The organism is Demequina zhanjiangensis (assembly GCF_030418315.1).
In the GTDB taxonomy this organism is placed as follows: Bacteria; Actinomycetota; Actinomycetes; order Actinomycetales; family Demequinaceae; genus Demequina; species Demequina zhanjiangensis.
In genome coordinates this window covers 390728-412382 of sequence record NZ_JAUHPV010000002.1, presented here as the reverse complement: position 1 = coordinate 412382, position 21655 = coordinate 390728, and the positions used below count along the sequence as shown (strand labels likewise).

Genomic DNA, 21655 nt, shown 5'->3' with positions numbered 1-21655 from the left:
TCTCAGTCGAGATCCACCACCACAGGCACGTGGTCCGATGCGCCCTTCCCCTTGCGCTCGTCGCGCACGATCGTCACGTCCTGCGCCCGCGCGGCCAGCGGCTCTGACGCGTAGATGAAGTCGATCCGCATGCCCTCACCCTTGGGGAACCTCAGCTGCTTGTAGTCCCAGAAGGTGTACGTGCCCTCCGCGGGCAGGAAGCGCCGCGACAGCTCCTCGTAGCCGTGGTCGGCCAGCGCGTGGAACGCCGCCCGCGCCTCGGGAGTCACGTGGGTCTCCGCCTCGGAGTCCTCCTCGGACCAGATGTCGGTCGGCAGCGGTGCGACGTTGAAGTCGCCCACGAGCGCGGTCGGCTCGTCCTTCCACGCGGCCGACGCGTCGCGCAACCGCGCGAGGAAGTCCAGCTTGTACGCGTAGTGGGGGTCGTTCAGTCCGCGGCCGTTGGGCACGTACAGGCTCCACACCCGGACCCCGCCGGCGACGGCACCTAGGGCACGCGCCTCCACGACGGGCTCCTGCCCTGGCTTGCCGAACGCCGGCTGCGCGGCGAAGGACGTCTGCACGTCCTCGAGTCCCACGCGCGAGGCGATCGCGACGCCGTTCCACTGGTTCAGGCCGTGGATCGCCACCTCGTAGCCGAGCTCCTGGAAGCCTGCGAGCGGGAACTGCTCGGGCTTGCACTTGATCTCCTGCATCGCGAGGACGTCGGTCTCCGAGCGGCGGAGCCAGTCCAGGATCCTCTCCTCGCGAGCGCGGACTGAGTTCACGTTCCAGGTGGCAAGACGCATGGCGACCACGGTACCCGGCGCGCGGACACGGCACGACGGCCGTCCCGTAGCCTGGGCGCATGGCGACTGCACTGGTGACGGGGGCCTCGGCGGGGCTCGGTGAGGAGTTCGCGTGGCAGCTGGCGACAGCGGGCCACGACGTGGTGCTCGTGGCTCGTTCGCGCGACCGTCTGAGCGAGATCGCGGACGTGATCGCGTCCGCGACCGGGCAGAGCGCGGAGGTGCTCGCGGCCGACCTCGCGGATCCGGACGGCCTTGAGGTCGTCGCACGGCGGGTCGCTGATCCTGATGCGCCGGTGAGCCTGCTGGTCAACAATGCCGGTTTCGGACTTGGCAAGCGGTTCGTGGACAGCACGTGGGAGGACGAGAAGCGGATGCTCGACGTCCTCGTCACCGCGCCGCTGCGCCTCACCCATGCTGCACTGCCGGGCATGCTGTCGCGTGGTCATGGCGCGGTGCTGAACGTGGCGTCGATCGCCGCCCATCTGGGCAACTCCACCTATGCGGCGCACAAGCGATGGGTGGTGGAGTTCACTCAGGCGATCGCGGGTCAGCTCGCGGACTCGCCGGTGACCGCCACCGCCGTGCTTCCCGGCCTTGTCACCACAGAGTTCCACAGCTCGGAGGAGCTGGCCCACATGCGTGACGAGTATCCGGATCTTCTGTGGCTGGAGCCGGAGCAGGTCGTGACGAGCGCGCTCGCTGCGGTGCGGCGAGGCCAGACGGTGGTCACCCCGTCGGCACTGTACGGGTTGGCGGGTGCAGGCCTTCGGCTCCTTCCGGCACGGCTCACACGGGGCCGCCGCAGCCAGCGCCCCGGGCGCTGAGCGGGTCTCGCTGCCGTCGGTAGGCTTGCCCCATGACCTCCGGCACCCCGCGCGAGCAGCTTCGCGACCTGATCACCGAGCTGGCCGTCGTGCGCGGCCGCGTCACCCTCGCCTCCGGCAAGGAGGCCGACTACTACGTCGACCTGCGCAGGATCACCCTTCACCATCGCGCGGCACCGCTCGTGGGCCACGTGCTTCTCGACGCGCTCGAGGAGGCCGGCTATGGGCCGGCCGACGTCGACGCCGTGGGTGGCCTCACGCTCGGCGCCGACCCGGTGGCGACCGCGCTCATGCATGCTGCTGCCTCGCGCGGCCTGGACCTTGACGCCTTCGTGGTGCGCAAGGAGTCGAAGGCGCACGGGCTGCAGCGCCGCGTCGAGGGCCCGGACGTGGCCGGCCGCAAGGTGGTCGCGGTGGAGGACACCTCGACCACGGGCGGTTCAGTTCTGACGGCGGTCGAGGCGCTGCGCGAGGCGGGCGCGGAGGTGGTGGCCGTGGCCGTGATCGTGGACCGCGACACGGGCGCCAAGGAGAAGATCGAGGCGGAGGGTCTTCCCTACCTCTACCTGTACGGGCTGGACGACCTGGGCCTGTGACGCCGGCTCTCCGAGCCCCGGCCGGCGAAGCGCCCCCTCGCTAGGGTGAGCCGCATGGGTTCCCCGTGGAGGCTCCGTGGCACGAGCGGCCTGATCGCCGGGCTCCTCGCCGCGATCGTCGTGGTGCTGATGCTGTTCGGCGGCTCGGGTGGCCGCGCGGTGGGGATCCTGCTGGGCATATCGGCGGGCATCGGCTGGTTCGCCTGGGAGCAGATCTCGCGCTGGCGGCATCGTCGCGAGCTCGCCGAGTTCGCGACGACCCACGGGTGGGAGTACAGGCCGCGCGCCTTCGAGTACTCGGGCCGGTTCCATGAGGCGCCGTTCGGCGAGGGCGTGAACCAGCGCCAGGAGGACGTGCTGACGGGCACCTTCTCCGGGGCGCGCTGCGCCACGTTCACCCACTGTTACGAGGTCAAGCGCACCGACTGGTCGGCTCCCGCACAGGACGATCTCTTCGGCCTGCCCGTGTCGAACGGCCGACGGACGCGCACCGAGCATCACCGATATCACGTGACCCTCGTCGAGCTGCCCGTGACGCTGCCGCGCCTGGACATCGTGCCGGAGGGGATCGCGGACCGTGTCGCCAAGGCGCTCGGCGGGCGCGATGTCGACGTGGAATCTCACGAGTTCAACCGTCGCTGGAGGGTGCTTGCCGACGACCCCCGCTATGCGCACGCAGTCCTGAACCCCCTGATGATCGATCGGTTGCTGCGGACCGACGTCGAGGGCCTCGCGCTGCGCTTCGAGGGGTCGGCGCTCATGGCGTGGCGGAGCGGACCGCAGGGGGTCGAATCGCTCGCCTCGCGCCTCGGCGCGCTGACGGGCGTCGCGCGGCAGATCCGCGAGCACGTGGTCGTCGACTACGGCATGCCCGCGTGGGGCAGCGAGGCGATGAGGCCGTTCGCAGACACGGCGCCGGAGTGGGCGACGACGCCTGGCGCGCTCACGAGCGGTCGGTGGACCGGGATCGATCCCGACGCCGAGGGAACGCGGCGTGTCGGTGGCGACTTCGACATCCTGAAGATGGATCCGCGGACGCGAGGTCTGTGACGCGCGCCGTCGGGCGGCACCTGGCCCGTGGAGCACCGCGCGGCTAGCATCGTCCGCAGGAACCGAAGGGGAGTGCTCGGATGGATATCGTCGGCTGGATCGTGCTGATCGTCGTCGTGCTGGTCGTGGTGTGGGCGGTGGCCCAGTACAACGGCCTGGTGCGCCTCAGGAACCTGGTGCAGGAGTCGTGGCGCCAGATCGACGTCGAGCTCCAGCGCAGGCACGACCTCATCCCCAACCTGGTCGAGACGGTCAAGGGCTACGCGAAGCACGAGCGCGCGACTCTCGAGGAGGTCACCCAGGCGCGTGCCTCCGCCGCCGCACCCGGCTCGAGCCCCGCGGAGCAGGCACAGCAGGAGAACGTGCTGACCGCCGCGCTCGGACGGCTGTTCGCGGTGGCCGAGGCCTACCCCGACCTCAAGGCCAACCAGAACTTCCTCCAGCTTCAGCAGGAGCTGACCAACACGGAGGACCGTGTGGCCGCGGGCCGGCGCTTCTACAACGCCAACGTGCGCAGCCTCAACACGAAGATCGAGACCTTCCCCACGAACGTGATCGCCGGTGCGTTCGGCTTCCAGCGTGCCGAGTACTTCGAGACGACGGAGGCCGCGCGAGAGGTGCCTGGCGTCCAGTTCTGACAGGCGAACGGCTCCACTGGCACTGGCGCGCTCCGAGGCCCCCTTTCTCGTGCATTGTCAGGGGTGATAGCGCTACGTTGGGAGCAGAGCCGACCGTCGGGGTCGGCCGTCTATCTGCGAGGAGCAGACAATGGACTTCCTTGGGGACTTCTTCTCGATCCTCCTGTTCACCCTGTGGATCATGGTGTGGGTCGCATTCATCTTCCTGGTGTTCCGCATCATCGTGGACATCTTCCGCGACCAGGAGCTGGGCGGCTTCGCCAAGTTCCTCTGGGTGCTGTTCGTCATCGTCCTGCCGGTGCTCGGTGCGCTCGTGTACGTGATCGCGCGCGGCAAGTCGATGACCGCTCGCGACATGGAGGCCGCGGCCTCGGCGCGCGCCGCCCAGGTCGAGTACACGAAGGGTCTGGTGGCCGAGGCGACCGGTCCGGCCACGGAGATCAAGGCCGCGAAGGAGCTGCTCGACGCGGGCACCATCTCGGCCGAGGAGTACGAGGCGCTCAAGGCCAAGGCGCTCGCCTGACCTGAGACGCGACGAAGGCCGGTCCCGCTGCGGCGGGGCCGGCCTTCTGCATGTGCGGGACCGTCTGGCCCCGCGCGCGAGGAAGCGGGCCGTAGCGGCCCGCGGGCTCAGCCCTCGTCGGTCTCGAGCTGGGGCGTGGCCTTGCGCGCCTCGAGGCGGTGCTTGACCCACTCGAAGATGATCGGCAGCAGCGAGACGAACACGATGAGGATCAGCGCGACCTCGATGTTGTCCTTCACCAGGTCGAACCCGCCGAGCCAGAAGCCGAGCAGCGTCACGCCGACGCCCCACAGGAACGCGCCGATCACGTTGTAGCGGATGAAGTGCGCGTAGTGCATCTTGCCGATGCCCGCGGCCACGGGGATGTAGGTGCGGACGAACGGCACGAAGCGCGCCAGCACGATCGCGCGGCCTCCGTACCTCTCGAAGAAGGCGTGGGTCTTGTCCACGTGCTCACGCTTGAAGAACCGAGAGTCGGGCCGGTTGAAGATCCGTGGTCCCGCGGTGCGGCCGATGAGGAAGCCGATCTGGTCGCCCACGAAGGCGGCGGTGAACAGCGCGACGCATGCGACCCAGAGCGGGACGTCGAGCGCGCCTGTGCCCACGAACAGGCCGACGGTGAACAGCAGCGAGTCGCCGGGCAGGAACGGGAACAGGAGCCCCGTCTCGATGAGGACGACCGCACAGATCGCGACGAGCGCGGCGGTGCCGTAGCTGTCGATGAAGCCCGTGATGAGGACCTCGGGGTCCATCCAGTCGGGTCCGATGGCCGGGACGGTCAGGGCTGCGGTGAGGTGCACGGGCACCAGGGTACGCGGCGCCTCGTCGCACGCGGTCTGCGCCTCGCCTCGCCCCCTGGCACCATGGGCGCATGACCGACGCCACTGTGACCCTCGGAACGCCTCTCAGCTCCACTGCGACGCGCGCGATGCTGCTCGGTTCGGGCGAGCTGGGCAAGGAGGTGGCGCTCGAGCTGATGCGGCTGGGCGTCGAGGTGGTCGCTGTGGACCGCTACGAGGCAGCGCCTGCCATGCAGGTGGCGCATCGCAGCCATGTGATCGACATGCTGGATGCGACGGCGCTGCGTGCCGTGATCGACCGTGAGCGCCCGCACCTGGTGATCCCCGAGATCGAGGCGATCGCGACCCAGGTGCTGCTGGAGGTGGAGGCCGAGGGCGTGGCTCGCGTGGTGCCGACCGCCCGGGCGACGAGGCTCACGATGGACCGCGAAGGCATCCGGCGGTTGGCGGCCGAGGAGCTGGGCCTGCCGACGTCGCCCTACGAGTTCGTCGACTCGCGTGAGGCGTTCGGCGAGGCGGTCGAGCGCCTGGGGATGCCGTGCGTCGTGAAGCCTGTGATGTCGTCGTCCGGCAAGGGGCAGTCGGTGGTGAAGACCCCCGAGGACGTCGATGCCGCGTGGGCGTACGCGGTCGAGGGCGGTCGTGCGGGCGGCGAGCGGGTGATCGTCGAGGGCTTCGTGGACTTCGACTACGAGATCACGCTGCTGACGGCGCGGCATTCGGGAGGGACGACGTTCCTGGCGCCGGTGGGTCACGTGCAGGTGGACGGCGACTACCGGGAGTCGTGGCAGCCGCAGGCGATGTCGGAGGCTGCGCTCGCAGAGGCCCGACGCATCGCGGGAGCGGCGACTGAGGCGCTGGGCGGGTGGGGCGTGTTCGGCGTCGAGCTGTTCGTGCGTGGCGACGAGGTGCTGTTCTCCGAGGTGTCGCCGCGACCGCACGACACCGGCCTTGTGACGCTCGTCTCGCAGGACCTGTCGGAGTTCGCGCTGCATGCCCGCGCGATCCTCGGCCTGCCGGTCTCGGAGCAGCCGCTCCGCGCCCCGTCGGCGTCCTGTGCCGTGCTGGCGGAGGGCAGTGGCGTGCCGGTGTTCTCCGGCGTCGACAAGGCGCTCGCGGTCTCCGGCGCCGACCTGCGCCTGTTCGGAAAGCCGCGGGTCGAGGGGCGCAGGCGGGTGGCAGTGACGGTCGCGCAGGGCGAGGACGTGCAGCACGCCCGCCTCCGGGCGCGCGCCGCAGCCGCCGCGCTGCGGATCGACCTCGTCGAGCCGTGAGCGACCGCGAGTCCGACTCGGCGCCCGAGCACGGCGTCGGCCCGTGGCCTGGCGGTGAAGGCGCGTGGCCGGAGGATCCCCGCCTGGATCCTGAGCTGCTCCGCGAGGGAGACCGCCGCAACGTCGTGGACCGGTACCGGTACTGGCGGCACGACGCGATCGTGGCCGACCTCGACTCCCGCAGGCATCCGTTCCATGTGGCGATCGAGAACTGGCAGCACGACCTGAACATCGGCTCGGTGGTGCGCACCGCGAACGCCTTCCTCGCGCAGGAGGTGCACATCGTCGGGAATCGACGCTGGAACCGGCGCGGCGCCATGGTCACGGACCGCTATCAGCACATCCGTCACCACCCGTCGGCCGGGGACCTCGCCGCGTGGGCGGCCGACGCCGGGCTGCCGGTGATCGGGATCGACAACCTGCCCGGCTCGGTGCCTTTGGAGACGTTCGCGCTGCCGCGCGAGTGCGTGCTGGTCTTCGGGCAGGAGTCGGTGGGACTCACGGACGAGGTGCGCGAGGTGGCGCAGGCGACTCTCGCGATCAGCCAGTACGGCTCCACGCGGTCGATCAACGCGGGGGCGGCTGCCGCGATCGCGATGCACGCGTGGGTGCGCCAGCACGGCGACATCGAGGCCGGCCACCAGGGCTGAGCCCAGTCGGGTCACTCCCCGTCGTAGTAGTCGCGCGAGCGACCCTGACGGTCGATCAGTCCCCGGATCGCATTGCCCGGTCGCTCGATGAGCTGGTAGCTCAGCCACGCCGCGAGGATCGCGAGCGGGAGGACCACGAGCAGCATCAGGCCGAAGCCGCCGAAGCCGGCTCCCCCCGGAAGCAGTCCGCGCGAGTCGAGCAGCAGCATGAGGGGCTCGTGCCACAGGTAGAGGCTGTAGCTGATCAGCCCCAGGAAGGCGAGCGGGTTCCGGCCGAGCGCGGTGGTCCACCAGTCGCCCGGTCCCAGGACGCTCGCCGCGAGCATGAGCGCGAATCCGAGAGCGGTCCCGGTGTGGAACCAGGCATGGTTCCCCGCGCCCTCGGGTCGCAGGATGAACGACGCGACCACGACGGCGAGACCGGTGAAGCGCGTCACCTCGACGCCCACTCGGCCGAGCCGTGCGCGGCCGACGGCGACGACGATCGCCAGGCCCATGCCGAGCGCGAACTCGTCGAGCTTGGCAGGCAGCCCGAACCACACCTTCCAGTCGTCGCCCAAGGTGCCGAGCATCAGCCACGACGCGAGCTTGTACGCGAGGCTTCCCAAAAACATCACGGACACCACGGTGGTGAGGAGGACGAGTCCTCCCCGCCGGGTCAGGCGCCGCGCCGCCCACACGAGCACCGCGCCAAGAAGCGCCAGCAGCACGTAGAACTGCACCTCCACTGCGAGCGACCACGCGGGTCCGATCGTGGAGAAGATGTACGTGTTGTCGTAGTTCTGGATGAACAGCAGATGCTCGATCAGGTCCCTGTACGCGCCGGGAAGGTTGGTGTTCCGGGCCGACCACACGACGAGGATCGCCACCAGGTACAGCGGGACGATCCGCGCCGCCCTGCGCACCAGGAAGGCGCGCGCGCTCGGTGAGTCCGCGTCGCCCAGCACCGCGCGCGCATACGGGAGGAAGAGCAGGAACGCGGAGAGCACGAAGAAGAGGCTCACCAGCCCGTCGAGCCCGTGCAGCGCGATGTAGGACGCGGAGTCCTGGGCGCCGAGCGAGCCCGGATCCGCCGCCTCCACATGCTGGTACACGTGGTAGATCACGATCGCCAGCGCGGCAAGGCCGCGATAGCCCTCAAGGCCGGCGAAGCGCGCGCCTACCGCTGCAGCCGGTCGATCCGTCGGCACCGTGCGGTGCGTCGTCTCCACGCTCATGCGCAGTGTCCTCGCAGCGTCTCCAGCTCGCCGACCACGGCGTCGTGCCGGGGCCGCGGCTCGTCGAGCAGCCCCATGAGCCGACGCGCGACGACGCTGCCGTCGGGCCTGCCGTAGGAGCCGAGCGCGCCGGCGAGGTTGTGCGCCGCCCGGTGCGCGTCGCGCACCCGTGGATCGCCCGCGGTCGCTCCGTCCGCGATCGCCTCCGCGCCCGCGGAGATCGCGTCGAGGCGTTCCGCGACCGTAGGCCTGAATCGCTCCCAGAGCACAGCGATGATGTCCGCGGGGTCCTGTGCCGTCATGCGTTCCACCCCGCCGCTGCAGAGATCTGGGCCGCGAGCGTGCGCGGGTTGAACGGCTTCGCGATGAAGCCGTCCACGTCGTCGGACGTCGGTGCGGTCGAGGCCGCGCTCATCATGAGGATCGGGACGCCGGTGAGTCCTGCCTCCTGGCGCAGCCGCGCGGCGACCATGAGGCCGTCCTCGCCCGTGAGCAGGTGGTCCATCAGCACGGCGTCCGGAACGCCTCCGGCGAGCGCCGCAAGGGCCTGATCGCCGCTCGTCGCCTCGAGCATGCGCCATCCGGCGATCGTCTCGAGCGCGACGCGCGCGATCGCGCGGATGTCAGCCTCGTCGTCGACCACGAGCACGACTCTCGTCATCGCGGGTCCCTCCCGTCCTCGGTGCGCCGATCCACCGGCACCGTGCTTCGGCGCGCACGCACCGGCACGTGGAGCGTGAACGTGCTCCCCGCACCCACCGTGCTTCGCACCGACACTCCTCCGCCGTGCGCGTGTGCCATCGACTGAGCGATCGCGAGTCCGAGGCCCGAGCCCCTGCGGCCCCGCGGCGACCCTGCGGGGACCTGCCAGAAGCGGTCGAAGATCCGCTCCTGATCCTCCTCGGGGATCCCGGGGCCCGCGTCCGTCACCTCGATCGCGACCTCGCGGTCCAGACGATGCGCGGTCAGCGTGACGGTTCCGCCCTGCGGCGAGAAGCGCACCGCATTGCTCGCAAGGTTCGTCAGCACCTGCACCACTCGTCGGCCGTCGCCCCAGAAGGTGACGTCCGACGGCCTCACCTCGAGCGTCACGTCCCCCTCGCGGGCCAGGCCGGACACCGACTCAGACGCCTGCTCCATCAAGGAGACGGCGTGGAGCTCGGACCGCTCGAGCTGCAGGCGTCCCGTGGACGCGCGCTCAAGGTCGAGGATGTCGTCCACCAGCCTCCCCAGCCTGTCAGTGTTGCGGCGTGCGATGCCGAGCATCTGCGCGGTCGCGTCGGGGTCGTCGGCGACATCCCCGATCAGCTCGAGCGAGCCGTGGACCGCTGCGAGCGGCGAGCGGAGCTCGTGGCTGACGATCGAGACGAAGTCGTCCTTCATCCGCTCCACGTCCAGGCGCTCCTCGATGTCGTCGAAGACGAGGATCGCTGCCGTCACCTCACCCTCGTCGATCAGGCCTCCGACAGAGAGGTCGACGTGCAGCGGAGAGCCGTCGCGACGCCAGAAGGTCTCGCGCCTTGCCGCACGCGCAGCGCCGTCCTCAAGCGTCGTCAGCACGGGACACTGGTCGTGCGGGTAGGCGGCACCGTCAGGGCGCTGGAAGTGCGCGACTGCGTGGAGGTCCTGCCCGATCAGGTCGGACGCCTGCCAGCCAAGCATGCGGGCGGCCGCAGGATTCGCGAGCGCCACCCGCCCCTCGAGGTCGAGGCCGATCACGCCCTCCGCCATCGCGTCGAACACACGGGTGGCTCGGGTGAGCGCCGCCTCCGCCACGTGCAGGCGTGCGAGCGTGTCGATCCGCGCCAGCTCGGCCACGGGCCACTGGGACAGCGTCACAAGGTGGAGCCTGTCGTCGTCCGACCACCGCCGCGGAGCGTGCGAGAACACGGCGAGCGTGCCCACGGCGACGTCGTCCACGAGCAGCGGCACGCCCATCGACGCGCGGACCTTCGTGGCCTCGGAGGCATCGCCGGAGTCGCACGTGTCCTCGATGGCGAGCGGCTCGACGCGGCGCAGGGTCCGTCGGAACAGCTCGATGTCCGCAGCGTCCTCGTCCAGGCCGAGCCCGCTCGCGCCGACGCGCCGTTGGCTCCCGTCGATCTCGACCGACACGAGCGCGCCGTCGGCGCCGAGCACACGCTGCGCGCTCTCGGCCACCGCGTCGAACACCGATCCCTCGGCCGCGCCTGCGAGCAGCTCCGAGCGTCGCACCACGATCCGCTGCGGCGCGAGCACGAGGCTCCGCCACGCTCCCGCCGACCTCTGATCGCCGCTCATCGCCTCGCCGCCCTCGGAGTCACCTTCCACTGCCTCTCGCCCATCGTCTCCTTCACCTGGGCGACGCGCGAGATGACGTTCTTCCACTCCGTGTAGAACAGCGACGCGAAGAACAGGTAGAACCAGAACCACTTCTTGTGGCGACGGATGTCGGGCGCGGCGAGGCGCCACGCGAAGAAGGTCTGGCCGGGGCCCACCGTCGTGGTGAACAGGGTGGTGAGCACGAAGATCGCGATGAACCAGTCGAGGCTCTCCAGGCCCGCATCGCGCCACGCGAGGAACGCGATCAGTGGGAACATCTGCACGCTGATCCACGGATAGACCTCGCGCCAGCCCAGCAGCGCCGTCATGCCGAGCTTCTGGCGCATCGTCAGCGTGCGGGAGCGCCACGCGTGTCGGAGGTGGCGCTTCGACACCTGGAACCAGCCCTGCGCCCACCGCATGCGCTGGTTCCACAGCTGGTGCCAGGAGGTGGGAGCGAGCTCGCGCGAGATCAGCCCAGGGTCGTTCGCGATCCTGCCGCCCGACTCGATGACGCGCAGGCTCGAGTCGATGTCCTCCGTCAGCATGAACCCGTGCATGCGGGTGCGGCGCAGCACCTCGGTGCGCCAGAATCCGTTCGAGCCGCCGAAGATGCCGAAGCCGTGCAGCTGCGCGCGGCCGGGGTGGCTGACGGCGTAGATCGCCTCGAACTCCACCGCGACGGTGCGGGCCGTCCGGCTGGCGTCGCCGTTGCGGATCACGCAGTGGCCCTGGACCACGTCGTAGCCGTTCGACAGCCATCGCCACGCGCGCGTGAAGGAGTCCCGCGCAGGGTGGTGGTCCGCGTCGTACATGCCGACGAACTCTCCACGCGCGTGACGCAGCGCAGCGTTCACGTTCTGCGCCTTGGACGTGGATCCCTCGACGCGCAGCGGCAGGAACCTGGGGTCCCGCTCGGCGATCTGGCGCAGCGTCCGCTCCACGAGCAGGCCGCGCGGAGTGTTGTAGGCGAGGATCACCTGGAGGTCCGGATAGTCGACGCGCAGGAACGACTCGACGGTGTCGACGATCGTCGCCGCCTCGTTCGGCAGGTAGGCCGCGATGATCGCCGTCGCGGGTGGCGCAGGAGCGCCAGGCTGCTTCGGTGGCCGGATCGGGTCGAGCGCGTAGAAGCCCTCCGACCAGATCAGCATCCCTGTGATCGCGAGCGCGAACACGATGATCAGGTACATCGCGCTCGAGATGTCGAATCCCAGCCTGTAGAGCGCCTGGTAGATGAGGAACGGACCCACGATCCCGAGGACGACGGTGAGCGCGATCTGGAACGGCGTCGTCGCGGCGGCGACGACGCGGGCGGCCAGTGACGGCTGCCGGGACTCGGGCTCCTGGATCTCGGGGCGCCAGCGCACGGGCTGAAGGTCGAGGAGGTCGCGAGCTGCGTCGGCGGCGCTCACCGTCCGCTCGATCGCGGTGTCCGTGGAGATGCCGCTCGCGGCGTCGGCCCAGCCGATCGTGGGGGTGAGCCGCACCGACTCGCCGCGGACGGCGAAGCGCGTGTCCGACACGTCCCGCGCCACTGCGCCGAGCGCGCCGTCCATGCTCCGCAGCGGTACGCCGCTGACAGCGACCATGAGGTCGCCGCCGTCGGTGCCGAGCACGGCCTCCTCGCCCAGGCGGGCGCGGGCGAGAGCGCCCAGCTGCTCCTGCACGTCGGCCCAGCCGACGGCGCCGAAGCGTGCCTCGACCATCAGGCGCTCCTCGATCGCGATCCTCGCGACGGCGACCCGGCGGCCCTGCGACCGGATGAAGTCGACGCTGTCGTGCAGCTCGGAGCTTCCGGGCAACGGCGTCCGCGCACGGGAGGCCTCGACCTCCTCGGGACGCTCCGCGAGATGCCGCTTCACCTGCCCCACCAGCTCGTCAGGGGTGAAGGGCTTGCGCAGGTACTCGGTGGCACCCAGGCGCAGGCCTGTGGCCGAGTCGGACGGGTCGATGCGGGACGTGAGGAACAGGACGGGGACCGACCCTGCGTCGGCCGTCGCCCTGAGCTTGGTGATGAGCTGGAAGCCGTCCATCTCCGGCATCATCACGTCGCTGATCACCAGGTCGGGCTGCTCGACGGAGAGGATCTCGAGCGCAGCCGGTCCCGACTCGGCCTCGACGACGTCCAGGCCCTCGTTCGCCAGCACGGCGGCGATCAGGGCGCGGATCATCTCGTCGTCGTCCACGACGAGCACGCGAGAGTGCTGCACCTGCTCCCTCCTGGCTCTTCCGGGGGGTGTGAGCGTCGGATGTCGGTCGTCGATGCCGCTGGGCTGGCTTGTCATCATGCTAGGCATCGAGTGTCCGTTTCAGCGGCAGGGGACAGGGCGGATCCGAAAGCGCGGCGCGAGGGCTTCGACCACCCATCGGCCGCCGTGCGTGTGATGTGAGGGTTCTCACACGCGCGGCCCCTGCGTCGCGCCCCGGAAGCTAGACGCGCGGAAGCGCCCCGGAGAATCTCAGCGAACGATGTCGATCTCTTGCCTCCGCTGCGTCGTCAGGGTGAGACTCGGGAGGTTCCCGGGCTCGCCGACACGAAGGAAGACGCCATGAAGTACCTGCTGCTCATCGCCTCCGACCCCACCCTGCCGTCGCCTGAGCCCGGAGATCCCGGCTTCGACGAGTACATGGCCGCGTGGACCCAGTACACGCAGGACCTGATCGACGCCGGCGCCTACGACTCCGGCGAGGCGCTCCAGGGCGCCGAGACCGCGACGACCGTGCGCCACGCCGGCGGCGCCACCCAGGTGGTCGACGGCCCGTTCGCGGAGCTCAAGGAGCACCTGGGCGGCTACTACCTGATCGACGTCGACACGCTCGACGACGCGCTCGAGTGGGCGCGCAGGCTCCCGGTTGGCGAAGGAGCCATCGAGGTGCGACCCGTCTTCCCCACGGACATGTCCTGACACAGGCCGACGGCGTCGACGCGGCACTCACCCGCGTCGCACGCGAGGAGGGCGGGCGGCTGCTCGCCCTCCTCGCCGACCGTCTAGGAGACCTCGATCTCGCGCACGACTGCCTCCAGGAGGCATACGCGACGGCCGCCTCCTCGTGGACACAGGGGGTGCCAGACGCGCCTGAGGGCTGGGTCTACGTTGTCGCCCGCAACGCCGGGATCGACCGGCTGCGCCGCGAGGCGGTGGCCGACCGACGGTTGGCCTCCCAGGCGCGTGTCCTTGGCGCGGGTGTCGCTCGCGACGAGCGGGCAGAGCCCGAGGTCGACCCGGCCGAGTGGGCCGCAGAGCTCGACGACGCCGGCGACGAGCAGCTGAGGCTCCTGCTCCTCTGCTGCCACCCCGCGCTGTCCCGCGACACCCAGGTGGCCCTCACGCTCCGGCTCGCCGGAGGTCTCACGACCGAGGAGGTCGCTGCCTCCCTGCTGATCCCCGAGGCCACGGTGCAGCAGCGGATCGTGCGCGCCAAACGGAAGATCCGCGCCGCCCGGATACCGCTCACCCTTCCCGCCGACCTCGCTGAGCGCGCCGACCTGCTCGCGACCGTGCTCGGACTGCTCTTCAACGAGGGCTACCTGGCGCACGCCGCGTCGGCCGAGGCGCTCACGAGGGTCGAGCTGGCCGACCAGGCGATCCGGCTCACCGCCACCGCCGCAGACTCGCTCCCCGACCATCCCGAGCTCGCAGGGCTGCTCGCCCTGCAGCTGTTCCACCGCTCCCGCGAGGACGCGCGCGTCGACGCGCACGGGAGGCTCGTGCGGCTCGCCGACCAGGACCGCGCGCTGTGGGACCGCACGATGATCCGCCGCGGCTACGCCGTGCTCGGCCGTGCGCTCGCGATGCGCAACCTCGGGCCGTGGCAGATCCAGGCGCTCATCGCCGCTGAGCACACCCGTGATCCCATCGACTGGGAGCGGATCGTCAGGTACCACGACCTGCTGCTCGAGCAGGCGCCCGGCCCGGTCGCCCGGCTCGCGCGCGCGGTCGCCTGGGCCGAGGTGCACGGGCCGACGGCGGGGCTCGCGCAGATCGACGAGATCGAGGGCCTCGACGGCTACCACCTGCTCCATGCCGCCCGTGCCGACCTCCTCGAACGTGCCGGCGACAGGGCGGGGGCGCAGGCCGAATGGGACCAGGCCGTCGCGCTCGCGAGCAACCCCGCCGAGCTCGACTACCTGCGGCACAGGCGCGACGCGATCCGGATCGCTGAGGCGCCTCGCGATCCCCTGCGGTCGCGGGACCTAAGCCCGCCCACGACGGAACTGGATGTCTGACAGAATGGACGGCGGTTCCATCCGCACCAATGTCAGGAGCAACCCATGGCAATCGCCACTACCGAGTCGTACGCCGCGATGCTTGATGCCGCCAAGGCCGGCGGCTACGCGTTCCCCGCGATCAACATCACCTCGTCGTCCTCCGTCACCGCCGCTATCCAGGGCTTCGCCGAGGCCGAGTCCGACGGCATCATCCAGGTCTCCGTCGGTGGCGGTCAGTACGCCTCCGGCTCGACCATCAAGGACGCGGTCGTCGGCTCGCTCGCGCTCGCGGCCTACGCCCGCGTCGTCGCCGAGAAGTACGGCGTCACCATCGCGCTCCACACCGACCACTGCCACAAGGTCTACCTCGACGAGTGGCTGAAGCCGCTCCTGAAGCTCGAGGCCGAGTCCATCGCCTCCGGCAAGGGTCCGATCTTCAACTCGCACATGTGGGACGGCTCGTCCGTGCCGATGGACGAGAACCTGCTGATCGCCGAGGAGCTCCTCGAGATGTCGCAGGCCGCTGACACGATCCTCGAGATCGAGATCGGCGTCGTCGGTGGCGAGGAGGACGGCCACTCGGCCGAGGTCAACGACAAGCTGTACTCGACCCCCGAGGACGGCATCAAGACCATCGAGAAGCTGGGCCTGGGCGAGAAGGGCCGCTACCTGACGGCCATGACGTTCGGCAACGTGCACGGCGCCTACAAGCCCGGTGCCGTCAAGCTGCGCCCGGAGATCCTCGGCGACATCCAGTCGGCCGCTGCCGAGAAGTTCGGCAAGGACAAGCCGTTCGACCTCGTCTTCCACGGCGGCTCCGGCTCGACCGCTGAGGAGATCGCCACCGCGGTCTCGCACGGCGTCATCAAGATGAACATCGACACCGACACCCAGTACGCGTACACGCGTCCGGTCGTCGACCACATGATGAAGAACTACGACGGCGTCCTCAAGGTCGACGGCGAGTGGGGCAACAAGAAGACCTACGACCCCCGCGCCTGGGGCAAGCTCGCCGAGGCCGGCATGGCGGCCCGCGTGGTCGAGGCCTGCCAGCAGCTCGGCTCGGCCGGCAAGAAGATCTAAGTACCGCGGATCTGTGGCGTCGAGCCCCCGCGGTCACCGACCGCGGGGGCTCACCCACGTCCGGGCCCGTCGGCGCGCGCTTGAGTCGCGCGGCCGAAGGGCCGATAACCTTCTGAGGGGCTCTTCACGCCCCTGAACATGACCAAGCCCCCGGCGAAGCACCGGGGTGAGGGGAGCAGCACCGTGCCTGGTGTGGTGATCGTCGGAGCCCAGTGGGGCGACGAGGGCAAGGGAAAGGCGACCGACCTGCTCGGTTCGCGCGTCGACTACGTCGTCAAGTTCAACGGCGGCAACAACGCCGGTCACACGGTGGTGGTCGGCGACCAGAAGTTCGCGCTCCACCTGCTGCCCTCCGGCATCCTGACGCCGGGCGTGACGCCCGTGATCGGCAACGGCGTCGTCGTCGATCTCCGTGTGCTGTTCGGCGAGCTGCACGCGCTGCAGGAGCGTGGCGTGGACACCTCCAAGCTGCTGATCTCCAACGCGGCGCACCTCATCACGCCGTATGCGCGCACGCTCGACAACGTGACCGAGCGCTTCCTCGGAAAGCGCAAGATCGGCACGACCGGCCGCGGCATCGGCCCCGCGTACGCGGACAAGGTCAACCGGCTCGGCATCCGCGTGGGCGACCTTTTCGACGAGGGCCTGCTGCGCGACAAGATCGAGGGCGCTCTCGACCCCAAGAACCACATGCTCGTCAAGGTGTACAACCGTCGCGCGATCACTGTCGACGAGGTGGCGGACGAGCTTCTCGGCTACCGCGACGAGATCGCACCGATGGTGGCGGACACCGGCCTGGTGCTCAACCAGGCGCTCGCCGCCGGCAAGAACGTCCTCTTCGAGGGCGGCCAGGCGACCATGCTCGACGTGGACCACGGCACGTACCCGTTCGTCACGTCCTCCAACGCGACCGCAGGCGGCGCGTGCACCGGCTCCGGCGTCGGCCCCACCGCGATCGACTCGGTCATCGGCATCGTGAAGGCGTACACCACCCGTGTGGGCGAGGGTCCGTTCCCCACCGAGCTGCTGGACAAGTGGGGCGACCGTCTGCGCGATGTCGGATACGAGTTCGGCACCACCACCGGACGTCCGCGCCGCTGCGGCTGGTACGACGCGGTGATCTGCCGCTACGCGGCACGCATCAACGGCCTCACCGACCTGGTGCTCACCAAGCTCGACGTCCTCACCGGCATCGAGGAGATCCCGGTCTGCGTCGCGTACGAGGTGGACGGCGTCCGCTACGACGAGCTGCCGCAGGACCAGGCGCTCTTCGCGAAGGCGACGCCGATCTTCGAGACGTTCCCCGGCTGGACCGAGGACATCTCCAAGGCGCGCACGTTCGAGGACCTGCCGAGCAACGCGCGCGACTACGTGCTCGCGCTCGAGAAGATCTCCGGCTGCCGCATCTCGGCGATCGGCGTGGGCCCGGCCCGCGACGAGATCATCGCGCGCCACGACCTGATCCACACGCGCCTCTAGTCGAGGGCGTCTCCAGCCTCTTGCGGAGCGATCGCTCCGGGTCTACCGTTCTGAGTGGCATGACTCGCGGTGACACCTCGGTGATCGCCGTGTGCTGAGGGGCCCCTGGCGGGTGCCAGGCTCGCGCGCCGCATTCTTGAGGGGTGTCGGAGCGCGGAAGGGGGCGCGGGAGGGTGCCCGCCAGGGGTGTGCCCCTCATGGGCGCGTCAGGAGGCGCGCTCCCTCACGACCCTTGCGATGTCGACTCGCGCGATCTGCCGGGAGGCGGGCCACTGCGACGCAAGTGCGGCGAGCAGCACGCCGAGAGCGGCGGCGGGCAGCGCCCACCACGACCATCGGACGGTCAGCGAGAACAGGTCGTCGTTGAAGGTGTCCATGAACGCCTGCGCCGCCCACACCCCGAGCAGCAGCCCGATCGGCACGCCCAGGAGCGTGGCCAGCATGTTCTCCGTCGCGATCGCGCCGGCGACTCGACGCAGCGGCACGCCAGCGGCGCGCAGCGTCGCGAGCTCCCCGGTGCGCTCGACGACGTTCACGGCCATGGTCACGTACATCACCGCGAGCGCGAGGACCGCACCCAGGAGGATCATCGCGCCGATGAACACGTAGAACAGCCCCAGGTACTGCTGGACGATCGAGAGGATCGCGCGCGAGTCCTGATAGGCGACCACGCCGTCGACGTCGGTGATGGCCTGGCGCATCGCGTCGCGGTCCGCATCCTCGGTGAACAGCAGCGAGTGGGACGTCACGCCGGTCGGCGGCAGCATCGCCGAGGCGGTGTCGAGCGACGCATAGGCGGATGTGCCCATCGGCTCGTCGACGAACCCAGCGATCGTGGTCTGGGAGTCGCCAGCCGCGGTCGAGACCGTGACGGCATCGCCGACGTCGACGCTCAGGAGATCCTGGAGCGCGTGGCCCACGAGGATCCCGTCGGCCGGTACGGAGAGCGTCTCTCCGTCGACGCCGCGGAAGCCGTGCATCGCGGTGCCAGGCTCGTAGCCGGTGAGCGCCGTCTCGTAGCTCTCCTCGTTCGCGAGGATCGTCGCCTCCCCCGCGACGACGTCCTCGAAGGCGGCAACGCCTTCCATCGCCTCGATCGCGCCCGCCGCGCCGGAGGCGTCCTGAACGGTGACGGTCGCGTCGGCGAGCTCGACCTCGTCGAACTGGATGCGGATCGCCTCGAGGATCGACGACATCATGCCGACGGAGGCGAGCACGAGGACGAGCGCCAGGACGGTGCCGAGCATGGTGGCGAAGGTGCGTCGCGTGGAGCGCGCAAGATCGCGCAGCGCCATCCGCAGCCCGACGGGAACGCCGGTCATGCGTGCGACGAGCCTGCTCCACGCCCCGGGTGGCGACGCGTCGGCGATGGGTCTCATGGCCTGCGCGGGCGCCGTGCGGGAGGCGACCACCGCTGGCCCGAGCGCTCCGAGGGCGCCGACGAGGACCCCGAAGGCGATGCCGACGGCGATCATCCACGGGTAGTTCCGGACCACCGTGTCGGGGACGCCGAGCACCCCCGTGTACGCCGACGTCGCGAGGCTGTTGAGCGGCGCCCCCAGGATCGCGCCCACGACGGATCCGACGAGTCCGATCAGGGCGCCCTGCGCGAGGTAGTGACGGAGGATCCTGCCTCGCCGCGCGCCAGCGGCCATCATCGTGCCGATGACGGGGCGCTCCTGGATGATGCGTCGTGTCAGCAGGACCCACGCGGCAACGCCCGCGGCGATGAGGAACAGCGCGGGGAATGCGACGGACATCTGGTCGAACCCCTGGAGGTCCTCGTTGAGGGTCGCCTGGGACGGCTGCTGGTCCTGCGTGGTGACGGCCGACGCGCCCGCGTCCTTCATCGCGGCGGTCACCGTCTCCTCGTCGGCCCCCTCGCCCAGCAAGGCGAGCGTCTGCGTCGGCCCGGTCGCGAACCATTCCTGCACCGTGGCCTCGTCGGCGAACACCACGGCGAAGGAGTGAGGGTCGGACAGCACGTCCTGTCTGCTGCGCGCGGGCCAGAGGTACTCGGCGGAATCGGCGACGCCCGCCACGGTGACCGCGTGCCACCCCGTCGCCGTGTAGATCTCGAGGCTGTCCCCCGGCCCGAGGTCGAACGTTCCCGCGGCATGGCTCTCAAGCAGGATCGAGTCCGGCGCGCTCGGGTCCAGGTAGTCGCCCTCGACCACGTCGACGTCGTCGACGGGCGCGCGGCCGTCGCTCGGGAGCCCGACGACGCGTCCGAGCAGCTTGGTGTCCTCGAGCAGCATCGGAGGATCGACCTGGGTGCGTGCGATCGCCTCCGCGGCTCCGGCGTCGAGCGCGGCCTGCGCGACCTGTTCCGGGTCGCCCCCCGTGGCGATGAGGTCGGCGAACCCGAGGCGGTCGTAGGTCGCATCGTAGGACGCGGTGAGGTTCTGGAACGCTCCTGCGGCGGTGATGTAGAGCATCACTCCGAGCGCGATCGTGATGCCCACGGCGATGACCTGGGTGCGCTGCCGCCACAGGTCCCGGAAGGTCTTCTTGGTGCGCGCCTGCATGGCGATCACCAGGTGACGTCGGCGGCGTCGGCCGGGCTGTCGTTGACCTGGATCGAGTCGATCCGACCGTCGACCAGCGTGATGACCCGGTCGGCGATCTGTGCGACGGACGCGTTGTGCGTGACGGCGATGATGGTGCGGCCCTGCCTGTGCAGATCCTGGAGCAGGCCGAGGATCTGCTGCCCGGTGGGAAGGTCGAGCGCTCCGGTCGGCTCGTCGGCGAACAGGATGTCCGGGTCGGTCGCGAGGGCGCGCGCAACAGCGACCCTCTGCTGCTGGCCTCCCGAGAGCTGGGACGGGAAGCTGTCCATGCGGTCGCCGAGGCCCACAGCCTCGAGCACCTTCGGCACCTGGGTCTTGTCTCCGCGCCCGGTCATCTCGATGATGACCTCGACGTTCTCGCGGGCGGTGAGCGTGGGGATCAGGTTGAAGAACTGGAAGATGAAGCCCACGTGGTCCCGCCGGAAGTCGGAGAGCCTCGCCGGTGCGACGTCGCTGATGTCGACTCCCGCGACCTCGACCTTGCCGTCCGTGGACGTCTCGATGCCTCCGATGATGTTGCACAGCGTCGTCTTCCCGGAGCCTGAGGGACCCAGGACGACGATCATCTCGCCGGAGCTGATCTCCAGGTCGATCCCCTTGAGGGCGTGGACGGCGCTGTCTCCCTCGCCGAAGACCTTGGTGAGTCCGGCGACTCGGACGCCGCGGTCGGTGGTTGTCTCGGCGGTCATGCGTGCTCCTTCTCAGGTGGCTGCGTGGCCCCGCGTGCGGGGACCTGTGGAGCCGGCGGTGGGGGAGCCGTCGGGAGGCGTCCTGAAGGCGCCGTGGTGGTAGACGTCGAGCGCGTCCGCGGTCCAGCGCGCCGCACCCTCGGTGGTGAGCGGGTCGGTGCCGATCGCGTCGGCCACGTGCTCGCGCAACAGGATCATCGCGAGGTCGTTGACGAGCAGGAAGGCGGTGCGTGCGTCGGGATCCTCGGCGGGCCGTGCGACTCCGCTCGCGACGAGCGAGTCCTGAAGTGCGCGCGCCGAGTCGAACCAGCTGCGGAAGAGGCGGCGACCCGCGTCACCGCCGTCGAGCAGCAGGCGTCGGACATAGGCGGGCACGGGGGAGTCGGGTGGGACCGCTGAGAGCAGGAGCTCGGCGAAGCTGCCGGACCCTCCGCCTGTGGCGGGGTCCATCATGTCGGCGAGCTGGTCGGGCGCGGTGCTCGCGGCATGCGCGAAGAGGTGCGCGACCTCGTCGTCCACCGCCTCTCGGAGGCCCTCCTTGGAGCCGTAGTGGTGAAGCACGTTGGCGGGTGAGGTGCCGGCGCACGCGGCGATGTCGCGGACGCTCGTGCCGGCCACGCCGCGCTCGGCGAAGAGGCGGAGGGCGCACGCGCGGATCTCGTCGCGGACGGTGGACGCGATGGGTGCCGGCTCGCTCGTGGTCGCCATACTCTCGAATCTACTGAACGAACGTTCAGTCAGCAACTGGACCGTGGTGGGCCGTGGAAGGGGAGGGGGCGGGCGGGCCAAAGTGCCCGCCGCCTGCGCGCTGCCTCCCGCGCCCGCCGCCTGCGCGCAGCCACCACTGCTCGCCGCCTGCGCGCTGGCATCGCATGAGTGCTGAGAGGGCAGGGAGATTCAGCACTCATGCGATGCCAGGACGCACCCGGACCGTGCGAGGATGAGCCGGCCGGATTC

Annotated in this window: 21 protein-coding genes; 11 read left to right on the top strand and 10 right to left on the bottom strand. The window is 70.2% G+C overall.

Going from position 1 to position 21655, the window contains the following annotated elements; genetic code table 11:
• Positions 1–2 precede the first annotated feature (2 nt).
• Positions 3–788: an exodeoxyribonuclease III gene (locus tag QQX04_RS04595; RefSeq protein WP_301126689.1), complete on the bottom strand. Its 786-nt coding sequence runs from the start codon at positions 786–788 to the stop codon at positions 3–5.
• Positions 789–847: 59 nt separating this feature from the next.
• Between QQX04_RS04595 and QQX04_RS04590 the strand changes: the two genes are divergently transcribed.
• The 5 genes from QQX04_RS04590 (at position 848) to QQX04_RS04570 (ending at position 4422) form a co-directional block, all read left to right on the top strand.
• The gene (locus QQX04_RS04590; protein ID WP_301126687.1) at positions 848–1615 is read left to right on the top strand and encodes an SDR family NAD(P)-dependent oxidoreductase; all 768 of its coding nucleotides are present in this window, start codon (positions 848–850) and stop codon (positions 1613–1615) included.
• A gap of 32 nt (positions 1616–1647) precedes the next feature.
• Complete coding sequence (gene pyrE, locus QQX04_RS04585; protein ID WP_301126685.1) at positions 1648–2211, top strand: orotate phosphoribosyltransferase; 564 nt, start codon at positions 1648–1650, stop codon at positions 2209–2211.
• Positions 2212–2265: 54 nt separating this feature from the next.
• Positions 2266–3261 (top strand): hypothetical protein, encoded by a 996-nt coding sequence (locus tag QQX04_RS04580; RefSeq protein WP_301126683.1) that lies wholly within the window; start codon positions 2266–2268, stop codon positions 3259–3261.
• A gap of 80 nt (positions 3262–3341) precedes the next feature.
• On the top strand, positions 3342–3899 hold the full coding sequence (locus QQX04_RS04575; protein WP_367312935.1) for a LemA family protein: 558 nt from the start codon (positions 3342–3344) through the stop codon (positions 3897–3899).
• Positions 3900–4029: 130 nt separating this feature from the next.
• Complete coding sequence (locus QQX04_RS04570; protein ID WP_301126681.1) at positions 4030–4422, top strand: SHOCT domain-containing protein; 393 nt, start codon at positions 4030–4032, stop codon at positions 4420–4422.
• Positions 4423–4529: 107 nt separating this feature from the next.
• Here the strand turns inward: QQX04_RS04570 and QQX04_RS04565 are convergent, their stop codons facing one another.
• Positions 4530–5222 (bottom strand): DedA family protein, encoded by a 693-nt coding sequence (locus tag QQX04_RS04565; protein ID WP_301126680.1) that lies wholly within the window; start codon positions 5220–5222, stop codon positions 4530–4532.
• A 71-nt stretch (positions 5223–5293) separates the two neighbouring features.
• On the opposite strand from QQX04_RS04565, the gene purT reads away from it, so the two are divergent.
• Positions 5294–6496, top strand: coding sequence for a formate-dependent phosphoribosylglycinamide formyltransferase (gene purT / locus QQX04_RS04560; protein ID WP_301126679.1), 1203 nt, complete (start codon positions 5294–5296; stop codon positions 6494–6496).
• On the top strand, positions 6493–7146 hold the full coding sequence (locus tag QQX04_RS04555; protein ID WP_301126678.1) for a TrmH family RNA methyltransferase: 654 nt from the start codon (positions 6493–6495) through the stop codon (positions 7144–7146). Before purT ends, QQX04_RS04555 begins: the two co-directional genes overlap by 4 nt.
• 11 nt (positions 7147–7157) lie before the next feature.
• Here QQX04_RS04555 and QQX04_RS04550 read toward each other — a convergent pair whose 3' ends face one another.
• Genes QQX04_RS04550 through QQX04_RS04530 form a run of 5 tightly spaced genes read right to left on the bottom strand, consistent with a single transcriptional unit; the run spans position 7158 to position 12877 of the window.
• Positions 7158–8363, bottom strand: coding sequence for an acyltransferase family protein (locus QQX04_RS04550; RefSeq protein WP_301126677.1), 1206 nt, complete (start codon positions 8361–8363; stop codon positions 7158–7160).
• The gene (locus QQX04_RS04545) at positions 8360–8665 is read right to left on the bottom strand and encodes an Hpt domain-containing protein (protein WP_301126675.1); all 306 of its coding nucleotides are present in this window, start codon (positions 8663–8665) and stop codon (positions 8360–8362) included. Before QQX04_RS04545 ends, QQX04_RS04550 begins: the two co-directional genes overlap by 4 nt.
• Positions 8662–9024 (bottom strand): response regulator, encoded by a 363-nt coding sequence (locus tag QQX04_RS04540; protein ID WP_301126673.1) that lies wholly within the window; start codon positions 9022–9024, stop codon positions 8662–8664. Before QQX04_RS04540 ends, QQX04_RS04545 begins: the two co-directional genes overlap by 4 nt.
• Complete coding sequence (locus QQX04_RS04535; RefSeq protein ID WP_301126669.1) at positions 9021–10673, bottom strand: PAS domain-containing sensor histidine kinase; 1653 nt, start codon at positions 10671–10673, stop codon at positions 9021–9023. The genes QQX04_RS04540 and QQX04_RS04535 overlap by 4 nt, the downstream gene beginning before the upstream one ends.
• Complete coding sequence (locus QQX04_RS04530) at positions 10640–12877, bottom strand: response regulator (RefSeq protein WP_301126664.1); 2238 nt, start codon at positions 12875–12877, stop codon at positions 10640–10642. Before QQX04_RS04530 ends, QQX04_RS04535 begins: the two co-directional genes overlap by 34 nt.
• Before the next feature lie 339 nt (positions 12878–13216).
• On the opposite strand from QQX04_RS04530, the gene QQX04_RS04525 reads away from it, so the two are divergent.
• From QQX04_RS04525 to QQX04_RS04510, 4 genes are all read left to right on the top strand, one after another.
• The gene (locus QQX04_RS04525) at positions 13217–13573 is read left to right on the top strand and encodes a YciI family protein (RefSeq protein WP_301126663.1); all 357 of its coding nucleotides are present in this window, start codon (positions 13217–13219) and stop codon (positions 13571–13573) included.
• Complete coding sequence (locus tag QQX04_RS04520) at positions 13570–14895, top strand: RNA polymerase sigma factor (RefSeq protein ID WP_301126954.1); 1326 nt, start codon at positions 13570–13572, stop codon at positions 14893–14895. Before QQX04_RS04525 ends, QQX04_RS04520 begins: the two co-directional genes overlap by 4 nt.
• Positions 14896–14940: 45 nt before the next feature.
• Positions 14941–15960 carry a class II fructose-bisphosphate aldolase gene (fbaA, locus tag QQX04_RS04515; RefSeq protein WP_301126661.1) on the top strand — a complete coding sequence of 340 codons (1020 nt, stop codon included), beginning with the start codon at positions 14941–14943 and terminating at the stop codon, positions 15958–15960.
• A 183-nt stretch (positions 15961–16143) separates the two neighbouring features.
• Positions 16144–17439 carry an adenylosuccinate synthase gene (locus tag QQX04_RS04510; RefSeq protein WP_301126951.1) on the top strand — a complete coding sequence of 432 codons (1296 nt, stop codon included), beginning with the start codon at positions 16144–16146 and terminating at the stop codon, positions 17437–17439.
• Between the two features lie 206 nt (positions 17440–17645).
• Here the strand turns inward: QQX04_RS04510 and QQX04_RS04505 are convergent, their stop codons facing one another.
• The 3 genes from QQX04_RS04505 to QQX04_RS04495 are packed head-to-tail and all read right to left on the bottom strand — an operon-like array spanning position 17646 to position 21406.
• Positions 17646–19967 (bottom strand): FtsX-like permease family protein, encoded by a 2322-nt coding sequence (locus tag QQX04_RS04505; protein WP_301126660.1) that lies wholly within the window; start codon positions 19965–19967, stop codon positions 17646–17648.
• A gap of 5 nt (positions 19968–19972) precedes the next feature.
• Positions 19973–20698: an ABC transporter ATP-binding protein gene (locus QQX04_RS04500; protein WP_301126658.1), complete on the bottom strand. Its 726-nt coding sequence runs from the start codon at positions 20696–20698 to the stop codon at positions 19973–19975.
• A 12-nt stretch (positions 20699–20710) separates the two neighbouring features.
• On the bottom strand, positions 20711–21406 hold the full coding sequence (locus QQX04_RS04495; protein WP_301126656.1) for a TetR/AcrR family transcriptional regulator: 696 nt from the start codon (positions 21404–21406) through the stop codon (positions 20711–20713).
• Between the last annotated feature and the right edge of the window lie 249 nt (positions 21407–21655).